This is a genomic window from Bacteroides muris (ex Fokt et al. 2023), assembly GCF_024704895.1.
Taxonomy (GTDB): Bacteria; Bacteroidota; Bacteroidia; order Bacteroidales; family Bacteroidaceae; genus Bacteroides; species Bacteroides muris.
The window spans coordinates 1-14219 of the sequence record NZ_JAMZEE010000005.1 but is presented as its reverse complement, the minus strand read 5'-3'; the positions used below and the strand labels follow the sequence as shown (position 1 = coordinate 14219).

The following is a 14219-nucleotide window of genomic DNA, read 5'->3' as shown; positions in this document are numbered from 1 at the left end:
TGAAAGAGTTTTGTTCTTAATGAAAAAAGATATGCAGAAACGACCTCTATTGGGCTTGACGCTCTCTGAATTGCAGAATGTGGTGAAGAATCTGGGAATGCCCGGTTTCTCTGCCAGGCAGATAGCTTCTTGGCTGTATGACAAGAAAGTGACTTCTATAGACGAGATGAGCAATCTTTCGTTGAAACATCGGGAATTGCTGAAAGAAATCTGTGAGGTAGGCGCCGAAGCGCCGGTAGATGCCATGCGCTCTTTAGACGGTACGGTGAAATACTTGTATCGGGCAGGCGAGGGACATTTTGTGGAAGCTGTCTATATACCCGACGGAGACCGGGCTACGCTTTGTGTCTCTTCCCAAGTAGGCTGTAAAATGAACTGCAAATTCTGCATGACCGGCAAGCAGGGTTTTACCGCCAATCTGACATCCAACCAGATTATCAACCAAATCAATTCCTTGCCCGAAAGGGACAAACTGACCAATGTGGTAATGATGGGTATGGGCGAACCGCTTGATAATCTGGACGAGGTCTTGAAAGCGCTGGAAATAATGACCTCTTCTTACGGGTATGCGTGGAGTCCCAAGCGTGTTACACTTTCTTCTGTGGGATTAAAGAAAGGCTTGCAGCGTTTTATTGAGGAATCGGACTGCCACCTGGCTATCAGCCTTCATTCGCCGATACCATTGCAACGTCGCGAACTGATGCCGGCAGAGAAGGCCTTCTCCATCACGGAGATTGTGGAAATGTTAAGAAACTATGATTTTAGCAAACAGCGCAGACTATCTTTTGAATATATTGTTTTCAAAGGTGTGAATGACTCGTTACCGTATGCAAAGGAACTTCTGAAGTTGTTGCGCGGGCTGGACTGCAGGATTAACCTGATTCGTTTTCATGCCATACCTGGAGTGAATCTTGAAGGGGCTGATATGGAAACCATGACTGCGTTCCGTGATTATCTGACTTCGCATGGCCTGTTTACCACTATACGGTCATCGCGTGGAGAGGATATATTTGCCGCTTGTGGCATGTTATCTACTGCAAAGCAGGAGGAGAATAAAGAAGAATTAATATAAATTATTAATTTAGGTAAGGAGGATACTGTGTATTCTTCGTAGCTTTGTGAAAAACTAAAAGTGATAAAGATATGAGAAAGCACGTGTTTTATTTAAGTATGGTTCTTATACTGACGCTTTTTTCTGCTTGTGGTGGTGGCAAAAAGGGTATGTTTACTCCGACTTCCAGTGGTCGTGCGTATGAAGTCCTGGTAGTGGTTGATCCCGGTCTGTGGGAACGTCCTGCCGGTAGGGCGCTTTTCGATGTGCTTGATTCTGATGTTCCGGGGCTTCCCCAGTCAGAACGTTCATTCCGAATCATGTATACTGCCCCTTCCAATTATGATGCCACTTTGAAACTGATTCGCAATATCATTATTGTTGATGTGAACAAGAATCTCTATACTCAGCCTAAATTCAAGTATGCAAGGAATGTATATGCTGCTCCCCAGTCTATTCTCACTATTCAGGCACCGGACGAGGCTTCATTCGAGAACTTTGTGGAGGAGAACAGGCAGGTAATCATTGATTTCTTTACCCATGCGGAAATGAACCGTCAGATTTCAGTATTGAAGGACAAGCATAGCGACTATATAGCAACGAAGGTGAAGAGCTTGTTTGATTGCGATGTATGGGTGCCTGGAGAACTGACATCTACCAAGGAGGGGGAGAACTTCTTCTGGGCAGGTACGAATGCGGCTACCGGCGACCAGAATTTTGTAATCTACTCTTATCCTTATACGGATAAGGATACGTTTACTAAAGAATATTTTGTTCATAAGCGCGATTCCGTGATGAAAATCAATATCCCGGGTGCCCAAGAAGGCATGTATATGTCGACGGATTCTTTGATGACTGACGTACGTCCTATCAGTGTGCAGGGTGACTATGCACTCGAGGTCCGCGGTTTGTGGCGTGTGAAGGGCGACTTTATGGGCGGCCCGTTCGTATCGCATGTACGTTTGGACAAAGCCAACCAACGAATTATCGTATCGGAAATATTTATTTACTCACCTGATAAAATGAAACGTAATCTGGTACGCCAGATGGAGGCTTCGCTCTATACCTTGAGACTGCCTGGCAGCAAGCAGGAAGATGCGGAAATTCCGGTAGGCATAACCGCAAAAGATACTACTAATAATAAGTGATAAAAATGGAAGACAACAAAATAAGAGTCGGCATTACACAAGGCGACATTAATGGTGTAGGGTATGAAGTGATTTTAAAGACATTTGCAGACCCGGTGATGCTGGAATTGTGCACGCCGATTATTTACGGTTCGCCTAAGGTGGCAGCTTATCATCGTAAATCATTAGACCTGCCTATCAACTTCAGTATCGTCAACTCCGCTTCCGAAGCGGATCCTAATCGCTTGAGTGTAGTGAACTGTACGGATGATGAAGTAAAGGTTGAGTTTTCTAAACCTGACGTTGAAGCAGGTAAAGCTGCACTTGGTGCACTGGAAAAAGCTATTGAGGAGTATAAAGAGGGTATAATAGACGTGATTGTCACAGCCCCCATCAACAAGCATACCATCCAGTCGGAGGAGTTTGCCTTCCCTGGGCATACGGAGTATATAGAACAGAAACTGGGAGATGGCGAGAAGGCCCTTATGATTCTGATGAAAGATGATTTCCGGGTGGCATTGGTGACTGGACATATTCCCGTCAAAGAGATAGCTGGGAGCATCACCAAAGAACTGATACAAGAAAAACTGAAGATATTCAACCGCTCCTTGAAGCAGGATTTTGCTATCGGAGCACCGCGTATTGCAGTGCTTTCGTTGAATCCGCATGCAGGAGACGGCGGATTGCTGGGTACTGAAGAGCAGGAGATAATCATTCCGGCCATCAACGAAATGGTTGCTAAGGGTATACTTTGCTATGGCCCTTATCCGGCAGACGGGTTTGTGGGTTCAGATAACTTTACTCACTTTGACGGTATATTGGCCATGTATCACGATCAGGGGCTGGCACCGTTCAAGGCATTGGCTATGGACGAGGGCGTGAACTACACTGCCGGATTGCCAGTGATACGCACTTCGCCTGCTCACGGTACAGCCTACGATATTGCAGGGAAAGGAATAGCCTCTGAAGATTCATTCCGGCAAGCTATTTATGTAGCTATAGATGTGTTTCGTAATCGCCAGCGTGAGAAAGAGGCACATGCAAACCCGTTGCGCAAGCAATATTACGAGAAACGTGACGATAGCGACAAATTGAAACTCGATAGTGTAGAAGAAGATTTGTAGAATGACAAAAGCGGAAATACAACAAGTAAAATTACGTTTTGGCATCATCGGTAACAACGAAGCGTTGATGCGTGCCATTGATATCGCTATCCAAGTAGCGCCTACCGACTTGTCTGTACTGATTACCGGAGAGAGCGGTGTGGGAAAGGAGAGCTTTCCGCAGATAATACACCAGTACAGCCGGCGCAAGCATGGACAGTATATTGCCGTGAACTGTGGGGCCATTCCCGAAGGGACAATCGATTCAGAACTGTTTGGTCACGAGAAAGGCGCGTTTACCGGTGCTATCGGTGAACGGAAGGGGTATTTCGGTGAAGCCAATGGCGGAACAATCTTCCTTGATGAAGTCGGCGAATTGCCTTTGCCTACCCAGGCACGCCTGTTGCGTGTGCTTGAGAGCGGTGAGTTCATTAAAGTAGGTTCTTCTAAGGTAGAAAAGACCGATGTGCGTATTGTTGCCGCTACCAATGTAAACTTGACACAAGCTATTGCTGACGGACGTTTTCGTGAAGACTTGTATTACCGTTTGAACACAGTACCTATTCAGGTTCCTCCATTGCGCGAACGCGGTGAGGACGTTGTGCTGCTGTTTCGCAAGTTTGCTTCGGACTTTGCGGAGAAATACCGTATGCCTGCCATTCAGCTGACGGAAGACGGTAAGCAAGTGTTGCTGGGCTACTCATGGCCGGGTAATGTGCGCCAGTTGAAGAATATCACCGAGCAGATATCCATTATTGAGACTAATCGTGAAATCAATGCATCCATACTGAAGGGTTATCTGCCTGAGCAGAACAACATACAGCGCCTGCCTGCCCTGTTTGGAGTGAAGGAAGACAAGAGCTTCGGGAGTGAACGGGAAATTCTTTATCAGGTTCTGTTTGATATGCGTCAAGATGTAACGGATTTGAAAAAGCTGGTGCATGAGATTATGGCTGAAAGGGGAACTGTAGCCAATTCGGCGGTTGCTGCGTCGGCTTATTATGCACCGGCTGCGTCGACGGTGGTGCCTCCGGTGACGTCCAGTGTCCCTACCATTATACATCCTTCGGTAAAGCCGGTTACTCCGGTGGACGATGATTTTCAGGATACGGAAGAATATGTGGAGGAATCACTCTCTTTGGATGAAGTGGAGAAAGAAATGATACGTAAGGCGCTTGACAAGCATCATGGCAAGCGTAAAAGTGCGGCTCAAGATTTGAATATCTCTGAGCGTACGTTATACAGAAAGATAAAAGAATATGGATTGGATTAAAAAAGCGGCATTTGCTTTCTTGTTGGCAAGCTTGTCATTTTTGGTGAATTCGTGTAGTATGAAGTTAGGACTTGCCCCGATAAGTTCTATTGACTATACAAAGGTAAAAACGATTTCCATAGCCGATTTCCAGAACCGGGCAGAGTATGTATATGCACCGCTGGCAACAGAGTTTAACCAGAAAATGAAGGATATGTTCATTCAGCAGACCCGTCTGCAACTGGTGAACTCCGGCGGAGACTTGGACATAGACGGAGAAATCACCGGCTACAACCAATATAATGAATCGGTGGATGCCAGCGGCTATTCTTCGAAGGTGAAGGTGACACTGACAGTCAATGTGCGCTACACCAACAACACGAACCATGAGGAGGATTTCGAACAGCAGTTCTCGGCTTTTCAGACCTATGATTCCTCAAAATTGTTAACCGAAGTGCAGGATCAGCTGATAACCTTGATGGTGAAGGATATTGCCGAACAGATTTTCAATGCAACTGTAGCTAACTGGTAAACTTATGACATCTACCCATTTGCAACAATGGATTCAGCATCCCGAGACGCTGAATAGGGATACTTTGTACGAGCTACGCACATTGATGGCACGTTATCCTTATTTCCAGTCACTCCGTTTGCTCTATCTGAAAAACCTCTATCTTCTGCACGATATCAACTTTGGCGCGGAGTTGCGCAAGTCCCTGTTGTATGTGGCAGACCGTCGTGTGTTGTTTTACCTTATAGAGGGTGACCGCTATACCTTGAAATCCCGGAAGGCTTCGTCGCTTTTTTCCGGCAATTCTGAGAAAGAGCCGAGTGTGGACCGTACTCTTTCCTTGATTGATGCATTTTTGGCTACTGTTCCTGAAGAGCATTCACAGCATACGGAGCTGGATTATGCGGTAGATTATACGGCCTATTTAATGCAGGAAGAATCCGATGTGAATGCGGAAGATGAGCCGGAAGTACCTAAACTGCGCGGGCATGAATTGATAGATGATTTTATCCAAAAGAGTGAGTTTTCGGATGCTTCTGATACGAGAAGGGGGTTTCTTGTAGAGAAGGAGGAAGAGACTGAAGAAGAGGAAGAGCCCTCTGTATCGCCGGTAACGGAAGAGTTGGACGATAGCTGTTTTACGGAAACTTTAGCCAAAATCTATATAAAACAGCACCGATATGACAAGGCACTTGAAATTATTAAAAAATTAAGTTTGAATTATCCAAAAAAAAATGCTTACTTTGCAGACCAAATCAGATTTTTGGAGAAATTGATTATTAACGCTAAATCAAAATAACAAAATGTATTTATTATTAATTATCTTAATGCTGATTGTGTCTGTGCTGATGTGCTTCATTGTATTGATTCAAAATTCTAAAGGAGGCGGTCTGGCATCAGGCTTTTCATCATCCAACCAGATTATGGGTGTGCGCAAGACTACGGATTTTCTGGAAAAAGCAACCTGGACTCTGGCTGCTGTCATGGTAGTCTTCAGTATTGTTTCTGCTTACACTATTCCTTCTTCCACAGGCAAGGGCGGTGATGTGATTCTGGAACAGGCGCAACAAGAAGAAAAAACTAATCCTTATAACATGCCCGTAGGTACAGAAGCTCCGCAATCGGAAGCCCCTGCAGTTGCAACTCCAGCAGAAGCTCCTGCTCCTGCAGCAGAGGCCCCTGCGGCAGAATAAGATAAGGGATATTTCGGATGATTCCCGCTTGGAAAAATAAGAGAAAGGTTGATACTGAAAAGGTATCAACCTTTTTTTCGTTTTAATGAAGTATTTATTTACCTTTGTCAGCAATTAATGTGATTTGATTAATAAATTGAAATCTAAATAGTACGATGACAGAACAACTCAAACTTAAATTGGATGATTCCAAGGCTACCCGTTGGGGAGCATTGGTGATTGTTGCCTTCACGATGATGGCAGCTTATTATGTAAATGACGTGGTAGCACCGTTGAAGACAATGTTGGAAACGGACTTGGCTTGGTCCAGTACCGATTTCGGATTCTTTACCGGTGGTTATAGTTTCCTGAATGTTTTTTTCCTGATGTTGATTTGGGGAGGATTAATCCTCGACCGTTTTGGCATCCGTTTCACCGGAAAGCTGGCAACTATCCTGATGGTAGGTGGTACAGCACTTGAATACTACGCAATGACGGGACTTGCTGGTGCTGATGCGACTTTATTCGGAATCAATGAGATATTTGGCTATAAAACCGGTGTGTTCGTTGCTTTTGCCGGTTATTCCATTTTTGGGGTCGGAGCTGAGGTTGCCGGTATTACAGTTTCCAAAATCATAGCCAAGTGGTTTAAGGGAAAAGAGCTTGCCACGGCTATGGGCGTACAAGTTGCTTTGGCGCGTATCGGTTCGCAGGCCGGTTATGCCGTAGCCATTCCTCTGGCCCGTGCTTTCGGTATTTCCACACCGGTGTTGTTGGGCTTGGTGCTGCTGTTGGGCGGTATGGTTGCTTTCTTCATCTTTGCAGTGATGGACAAGAAGCTGGACAGACAGATGGAAGTTGCTGCCATTGCTGCCGGTGCGGAAGATGAGGAAGAGAAGTTCTCCTTTAAGGATGTGAAGAATATTCTGGTCAATCCCGGTTTCTGGCTGATAGCATTGCTGTGCGTATTGTTCTATTCTTGTGTATTCCCATTCCAGAAGTTTGCTTCCGAGTTGATGATTATCAAATACGGTATCAATGAGAATGTGGCCGGTACATTTGCCGGACTTCCGGCACTGGGGGCGCTGATTCTGACTCCGGTCTTTGGTGGTTTCATTGACAAACGGGGCAAGTCCGCATCTATCATGCTGCTGGGTTCGGCCATGCTGATATGTGTGCATTTCATTTATGCTATTCCCGATATAAACTATTGGTTGGTAGCTATTGTGCTGATGATAATTTTGGGTATTGCCTTCTCGCTGGTACCTTCTGCCATGTGGCCGGCTGTGGCCAAGATATTCCCAGTAAGCCAGCTGGGTACGGCGTACGCATTGATTTTCTTTATCCAGAACATCGGTCTTTGGGGTATTCCTACATTGATTGGATGGGTGCTTGATGCCTATTGTATATCCGGTAAGAAACCTGATGGAACGAATATGTATGACTATATGGTTCCGATGTGTATTTTTACCGGCATTGCCTGTTTGTCCCTTGTAGTGGCCCTATTGCTGAAAAAGGCAGACAAGAAGTATGGTTACAAGCTGGAAGAACCTAATATTCAGAAATAATAGGAAAAGCGGATATTGTATGATGGAAATACCCGAGGGAAAAGTAAGTCTGTTGGACGCTGTTCCGGTTCGCTGCGGACATATAACAACCGAATGGGAAGGTGAGTACGCTGTACTCGCCTATCCACGGTTTAAATACGAATGGATGCGTCGTTTGTTATTGCCGAAGGGGATGTCTCCTGACATCCGTGTGAGGCTTGAAGAACACGGTACAGCCGTCTGGAATCTGATAGACGGACAGCGTACCGTGCGCGAAATCATCTCTTTGCTTGCCGGGCACTTTGGGGAGGGAGAGAATTATATTCCCCGAGTCACCACCTACGTAATGCAGTTGCGTAAGGATGGATTTATCCAGTTGACAATTCGGGATTAGAATCCCTTTATTCCCTATCCACTTTTATCAATCCTCCCGTTGCCGTATCAAACAGCACTTTGATGGTCGAATTCTTGTTGAATAGCACCGGTGCGAGATATTCTACGCTGCCGAATTGGGTAATGGGAAGTTGGTCATCAAACAATTTCTTATTGTTATATACTAATGTAACCTGCGCCTTTCCCGGAAGATTATAGGCCACACCGTCCACTTTCTTTTTGCCTTCCTCGGCTGCAGGCACATCGGGACTTTTGAGGTCGGTGACGCTGATATAATACGGTTCACCGGCAAGGTCATTATTGGCCACCACTCCCAGCTTTCGGGAAAAACGGAAAGCCACCTCATCTTTCATCTCTTTAGGCGTCAGCCGGATGGTGAATGTCTTAGGGGTTTTCTTTGTTTTGCCCGAGAACATTTCTGTCATAGCCGTTTCCTGTTGGTTCAGATTGTCGAGCATCAGCTTGAGCTGGGCGCCATCCTTGGGCATATTGTCTGCTTCGCCACGCAGGAGGGCGTTCTTGCTTTCACGGATGCTATAAATTTCCTTGGCCACCAGCTCGGCCATCTTGGCACTGGAGTTGGACATCAGTATTTCTTCTGTCAGAAAACTGCGTGGGTCAATGTTGCTTTCGGTGTTTTTGGTTTCAGGCATCTTGGCAGTCGGCTTGCCACTGAACGGAATATTGATGGAGCGTACAATCCCGTCTTCAGTAAGCTCCATAAGGGGTGCCACGGTCTTGTCTTTCATTTTGACGAAATAGACGTTGTCCTTATCCGGTACACCGGCTATACGGGTTTCTATCTTATCCAGTGTCCAGAACTCTTCCGGTTCGGCAGATACGTTGTTGAGACGCAGATAGCGGTCGGCATATCTGCAAAATTCTCCGGGAGTGTAGGTGTGCTTGGTGGCTTGCAATACGATTTCTATTTCTGTTTTGGGCAACATATAGGTTATCCCGTAGTCTTTGCCACGCATCACGCCGGCGGTTACGTCTGTTTGTGCTATGGCAGTGGTAGACAAGAACAGAGCTGAGAGCATCAATATATTCTTCTTCATAATGTACATTCGTTTAGACGGATTTAGCTGAGGGACAAAGTTAATGAAGTTATCTTTGCTAAATATTGCTTTATAAATTATTAACAGAGCTGACGAACTGTATGCAAACCGGCATGTCGACCACAATGTCTTGATGGGTGTCTTCCAAGAGTCCGGTAACTCCGTTTCGTTTATATACTTGAATGACATTACTGTCACGGCAGGCGGCAAGCAAGTATTTGCCATTGGGCGTAATGTTGAAGTTACGGGGATGGATGCCGGTTGGCTGATACCCCACCTTTGCCAGAGTCCCGTTTTCGGGGTTCACGGCAAAGATGGCAATGCCGTCCTCTTTCAGCCGGTTGCTGGCATAGAGGTATTTCCCGTCCGGACTGAGGTGGATGTCTGCGCTTCCGCGGGCAGCTACGGTGTCGGCTGTAATGGTCTGTATTTGTTTCAGGCGGCCGTCATTGTAGCTGAAGGCAATGACTTTGCCGGACAACTCGGTGATGAGATAGGCAAATTTTCCGTCGGGGCTGAATGTCAGGTGGCGCGGACCGGAATCCGCCTCAATGTCAACGGCTTCCGGGGAAGTCTGAGGAATAGGATTGTTGGGGTGCACGACGAACCGCAGGATGCGGTCGGCGCTGAAATCGGTGGCGAATATATACTTTCTGTCCGGTGAAAAGACAGTGCAATGGATGTGGGGAGTTGCTTGCCGTATGGTGTCGGGCCCGGTGGCCTCGCCTTGAAAGAGGGTGTCTGCAGGGACCAAAGTACCGTCTTTCTGTAAAGGAAAGACGGACATGGTTCCCCCGCTGTAGTTGGCTGTCAACACTTCCCGGCCATTGGTGGCCACGTAGCAGGGGTCGGCGCCGAGGGTGGGGACGGTGTTCAGCAGGCGCAGTTCTCCCGTTTCTTTGTCGAAGGAAAAGGAACTGAGGGCTGCTGTACTGTTGTTCATTTCACTGACGGCATAGACAAATTTGCCATTTTCCGAGGGGACGAGGTAGGAGGGATTGGGCAATGCCGCTGAACTGAGCGGAACTGCCGTTCCCGTCTCTTGGTTGAAGCGGAAAGTATAGATACCTTTGCTTGAACCATTGGTATAAGTACCCACCAGCATGGCGAGTTCGTCTTGGTTACTGTGAGCGTTCTTTGGAGAAGAGCCACATGCAGTCAGACCTAATCCGAGCATACAGAAAAGAAGTGTTTTCATTATTTTTAGCACGTTAAAATTTTACTTCCGCCACACCGACGCGGTCATCGTTCAGCACGATGCGGAGGTCGCTGGCAGTAGTTCCTTTGAACGGATAGGAAATCAGCTTGCCGTATTCGCCGACGGTACCCGAGTATACGGTAAGGAACTGTCCGCCACCGCCCGAGAGCTGGATTTCGAAAGTTGCCGGCAGGTTGTTGTCGCGTGTAAAGGCTATGGCGACTTTGTCTGCCTTGACTCCGTTCTTCAAGGCAAAGGTAATATAATCTCCTTTATTTCCTTGCCATACGGTATTGATTTTTCCATCAAGCACGTTTTCGGCATCCTCCTGGTTGGTGCTGGCGCTCACACGCTTTGCCGGTTTTTGGGCTTCGACGGCTTTGGCTCGCGTCTGATAATCTTCTACGGTCAGCGTCCCGTTCAGCCGGATGTCTTCGGACGAGGCGCCTGCCATGAGTACGAAGTCACCCGGTTCCACTATCCATTTCATGTCGGCATCCGGAAGCTCCAGGTGTTTGCGGTCGATGGTAAATGACAGTTCCTTCGTCTCGCCCGGTTCCAGATGGACACGCTCGAAGCCTGCAAGGTTCTTTTCGTAGGTGATGATGCTGCTCACTACGTCTCTGATATAGAGTTGCACCACTTCGTCTCCGGCACGTTTTCCGGTATTGGTCACTTTCAGACGGACGGTGGCCGATTCGTTCGGGGTGATGACTTTGGGGCTGATGTCGAGGTCGGAGTATTTAAATGTAGTGTAGCTCAAGCCGTATCCGAAGGGGTAGAGCGCTCCGTTGATACGCGACATGTTACCGTCGGGGCCCGGATTCTTGCCGCCATCTATCTGTGAAGAAGGCTTGCAGGGGAAGTTGAAGGGAATCTGGCCTACGGTCTTGGGGAATGTCACAGTCAGCTTTCCGCCGGGATTGTAGTCGCCGAAGAGGATGTCTGCAAGGGCTGTTCCGCCTTTGGAGCCGGGATACCAGGCCTCGAGAATGGCTGGGACGAACCTGTCTGCCCAGTTGACGGACAGCGGGCGTCCGTTGATGAGTATCAGTACGACGGGCTTACCCGTGGCTTGTATGGCTTGGAGCAGTTGCAGTTGGCGGCCGGGCAGGTCGAGGCTGCTACGCGACTTGTTCTCGCCGCAGGTGCGTTGTCCTCCACCCAAGACCACTACGGCAACATCGGCCTGACGGGCGTTTTCCACCGCTTTGTCTATTTCGCTCTGTTCTTCTTCGGTCAGCGGGTAGTCTATGATTTCGCTTTCGGGCCAGTGGGCGTCTACCAGGTCACAGCCTTTGGCGTAGAGCACTTCTGCCTTGCCTTTCGTTTTCTCTTGAATGCCTTCCAGTACGGTAGTAACGTCCACGGCAAGGGGGCCGTAATGGGTCAGCGCGTAGCCTTCTTCATTGGCGTTGGGACCACATACGGCAATCTTCCTGATGGAGTTGATGTCCAAAGGCAGCAGTCCACCGGCATTCTTCAGCAGAACGACGGACTCGCGGGATGCCTGCAAGGCGATGGTTTCGTTTTCTTCTTTTTCCACTTCACGGTCGGCACCGGCAAGGTCTGTCTGATAGGGAGCATCGAACAGGCCGACGAGGAACTTTACCCGGAGGATATCGCGCACACGGTCGTCGATGACTTCTTCACTCAGCCCGCCTTCTTTTACCAGTTCGCGGAGGGGAAGGATGAAGGAGTCGGGAGAACGGAATGTACAGCGTACGTTCAGTCCGGCCTCCACGCTTTGACGGACGGCCTCTTTCATGTCTTTGGCGGTGCCGTGCTTGGTGTAGAGGTATTCTACGGCATCACTGTCGGATACTACATAGCCGCGGAAGCCCATTTCACCGCGCAGGCGGGTGGTGAGCCAGTAGTAACTGCCTTGAATGGGAATGCCGTCGTAGTCGTTGTACGAACTCATTACGCCCAGCAGTCCGGCTTCCCGGATGACCCGTCTGAAGGGATAGATATGTATGTTTTCCACTTCTCGCGGTGACATTTGCGGGTCGACGCGCGCCATGCCTTCGCGGGCACCTTTGTTGTTGCTGTAGGCGGCGAAGTGCTTGCCGGTGGCGGCCACTTGATGGTTATGCTGGAGGCCTCGCACCATCGCGATACCCAGTTCGGCTACAAGGTATGGGGATTCACCGTAAACTTCCTCGTAACGTCCCCAGCGCTGGTCGCGTCCTACGTCGAGGATGGGGGCGTAGACGTTGGTGTAGCCCAGCATGCGCGCTTCGCGCCCGGTGATGAGTCCTACTTGGCGAATCAGTTCGCGGTTCCAGGTGTGTCCCAATCCCAATTGGGTGGGGAAGTTGGTGGCACGGTAACTCTCCACGCCACGTATGCCTTCGTTGGTAAAGTCTACGGGGATACCGAGACGGGTGTCTTCTACAAAGAAACGCTGCACCTCGTTCAGTGCCCAGGCATGGCGCGATGCGGGCCAGACATTTTCGTTGTCCGAAGGCGGCAGTCCCCATTGCTGGAAGCCGTTCAGATGTTCGTCGATGGCGCCGATGCCGTCTTTCCACAGCATTTGTTTCCATTCGGGGGTGGGAAGGTCGTCTTTCAGTACACGTTTGTATCCATAAAGAGTGACCATCTGGCAGGTCTTCTCGTCCAGTGTCATCTGCTGCAAGAGGTTTTCTATGCGGGCGTCGAGCGGAGCGGCCGGGTCTTCGTACACATCCTTTACCCCATTTTTGTTGAAGTCTATCCAACCTTTGTGGTACATCTCGCTTTTTGTCGGTTTGTACGTGGCCGGTGTTTCAGGCCTTTTCTGTGCCGATACCAAAGTACCGCTGCTTAGCAACAAGGTAGCTACAATAAGTTTTCTCATGACAATTTATGCAATTTTATCTTTGACGCAAAGATAGGAAAATTGTATGGCAGACAGTGGCGGAAATCGTTCATATTTAGTTCCAATATCTTCCAGAGGATAGGTTTTGGAGGAAGAGGTACCGCCTGCATGAGGCTGCCGGGACGGGTATGGTTGGTAAGGCCGTTTCAGTCTGCTTGCAAGGCCCTTTCAGTTCCTTGGCAAGGATGTCTGAAGTAGGGGATAAGGTTTATCTTTAGATTGAAGGAGGTTGTGTCAAAATGCTGGCACAACCTTTTTTTATGCGCAAAGCCCGGACTTTCCCAAGCCCAGGCTTTGTTATTACCCAAAGTTTATGTAACTTTAGGCATCATTTTTTTCGTTATGGCAAAGTTACATTTTCGTCCTTACATTCCCAACCAAACCGTTCTTTTTCCACAAAGAATTGATGAAAACATAGCTGCGGACGACCCTGTCCGCATAGTCAATGCAGTTGTTGATAATCTCAATCTTGATAATTTCAAGAAGCTTTATAAAGAAACGGGGCGCTCAGCTTATCATCCTAAAATGATGCTCAAGGTAATTATCTACGCTTACATGAATAATATCTATTCCTGTCGTAGAATAGAGAAGCTTCTTTTGCGTGACATTCATTATATCTGGCTTGCCGGTCATGAGCATCCGGATTTCATAACCATCAACCGTTTCCGTAACCGTGTAAAGGAGGAGATAAACAACGTTTTCACGCAGTTGGTTCTTGTCCTTGCCGATAAGGGTTTCATCAGTCTTGACGTGGAGTATATCGACGGCACCAAGATTGAGTCCAAGGCCAACAAATATACTTTTGTCTGGCGCAAGACAGTCGAAAAGAACCGTACAAGGTTGCTGAATAAGGTTCGCATCCTTCTAGAGCAGGTGGATGAAGCCATTGTACAGGAGAACTCTGTAAAAGACACCTCCGTTGAGTTGACTCCCTCCATGCTCTC

Annotated in this window: 13 protein-coding genes; 10 read left to right on the top strand and 3 right to left on the bottom strand. The window is 48.0% G+C overall.

What is annotated here, in order from left to right; genetic code table 11:
* The first annotated feature begins 31 nt into the window (after positions 1-31).
* The 9 genes from rlmN to M1B78_RS03135 all read left to right on the top strand — a co-directional run bounded on the left by rlmN (position 32) and on the right by M1B78_RS03135 (position 8157).
* Positions 32-1072: a 23S rRNA (adenine(2503)-C(2))-methyltransferase RlmN gene (gene rlmN, locus M1B78_RS03175; protein ID WP_257939925.1), complete on the top strand. Its 1041-nt coding sequence runs from the start codon at positions 32-34 to the stop codon at positions 1070-1072.
* 71 nt (positions 1073-1143) lie between these two features.
* Positions 1144-2199 carry a DUF4837 family protein gene (locus M1B78_RS03170; protein ID WP_136010463.1) on the top strand — a complete coding sequence of 352 codons (1056 nt, stop codon included), beginning with the start codon at positions 1144-1146 and terminating at the stop codon, positions 2197-2199.
* A 5-nt stretch (positions 2200-2204) separates the two neighbouring features.
* Positions 2205-3302: a 4-hydroxythreonine-4-phosphate dehydrogenase PdxA gene (pdxA, locus tag M1B78_RS03165; protein ID WP_136010462.1), complete on the top strand. Its 1098-nt coding sequence runs from the start codon at positions 2205-2207 to the stop codon at positions 3300-3302.
* Between the two features lies 1 nt (position 3303).
* On the top strand, positions 3304-4554 hold the full coding sequence (locus M1B78_RS03160) for a sigma-54 interaction domain-containing protein (RefSeq protein WP_257939869.1): 1251 nt from the start codon (positions 3304-3306) through the stop codon (positions 4552-4554).
* Positions 4541-5065: an LptE family protein gene (locus tag M1B78_RS03155; protein ID WP_136010460.1), complete on the top strand. Its 525-nt coding sequence runs from the start codon at positions 4541-4543 to the stop codon at positions 5063-5065. Before M1B78_RS03160 ends, M1B78_RS03155 begins: the two co-directional genes overlap by 14 nt.
* Before the next feature lie 4 nt (positions 5066-5069).
* A complete protein-coding gene (locus M1B78_RS03150) occupies positions 5070-5843 on the top strand; it encodes a tetratricopeptide repeat protein (protein ID WP_257939868.1) in 774 nt (257 codons plus the stop codon).
* A 4-nt stretch (positions 5844-5847) separates the two neighbouring features.
* Positions 5848-6237, top strand: a complete 390-nt coding sequence (secG, locus tag M1B78_RS03145) for a preprotein translocase subunit SecG (protein ID WP_136010458.1) — start codon at positions 5848-5850, stop codon at positions 6235-6237.
* Between the two features lie 155 nt (positions 6238-6392).
* Positions 6393-7784 carry an MFS transporter gene (locus M1B78_RS03140; RefSeq protein ID WP_257939867.1) on the top strand — a complete coding sequence of 464 codons (1392 nt, stop codon included), beginning with the start codon at positions 6393-6395 and terminating at the stop codon, positions 7782-7784.
* Positions 7785-7803: 19 nt separating this feature from the next.
* Positions 7804-8157 carry a PqqD family protein gene (locus tag M1B78_RS03135; RefSeq protein ID WP_136010456.1) on the top strand — a complete coding sequence of 118 codons (354 nt, stop codon included), beginning with the start codon at positions 7804-7806 and terminating at the stop codon, positions 8155-8157.
* A 7-nt stretch (positions 8158-8164) separates the two neighbouring features.
* Here M1B78_RS03135 and M1B78_RS03130 read toward each other — a convergent pair whose 3' ends face one another.
* The 3 genes from M1B78_RS03130 to M1B78_RS03120 form a co-directional block, all read right to left on the bottom strand.
* Positions 8165-9214, bottom strand: coding sequence for a DUF4831 family protein (locus M1B78_RS03130; protein WP_257931872.1), 1050 nt, complete (start codon positions 9212-9214; stop codon positions 8165-8167).
* Positions 9215-9284: 70 nt separating this feature from the next.
* Entirely contained in the window at positions 9285-10412 is a 1128-nt protein-coding gene (locus M1B78_RS03125; protein WP_257931871.1) for a lactonase family protein, read from the bottom strand.
* A gap of 13 nt (positions 10413-10425) precedes the next feature.
* The gene (locus M1B78_RS03120) at positions 10426-13254 is read right to left on the bottom strand and encodes a beta-glucosidase (protein WP_257939866.1); all 2829 of its coding nucleotides are present in this window, start codon (positions 13252-13254) and stop codon (positions 10426-10428) included.
* A 363-nt stretch (positions 13255-13617) separates the two neighbouring features.
* Between M1B78_RS03120 and M1B78_RS03115 the strand changes: the two genes are divergently transcribed.
* A partial coding sequence (locus M1B78_RS03115; protein WP_257939865.1) for a transposase occupies positions 13618-14219 on the top strand: 602 nt, incomplete at its 3' end.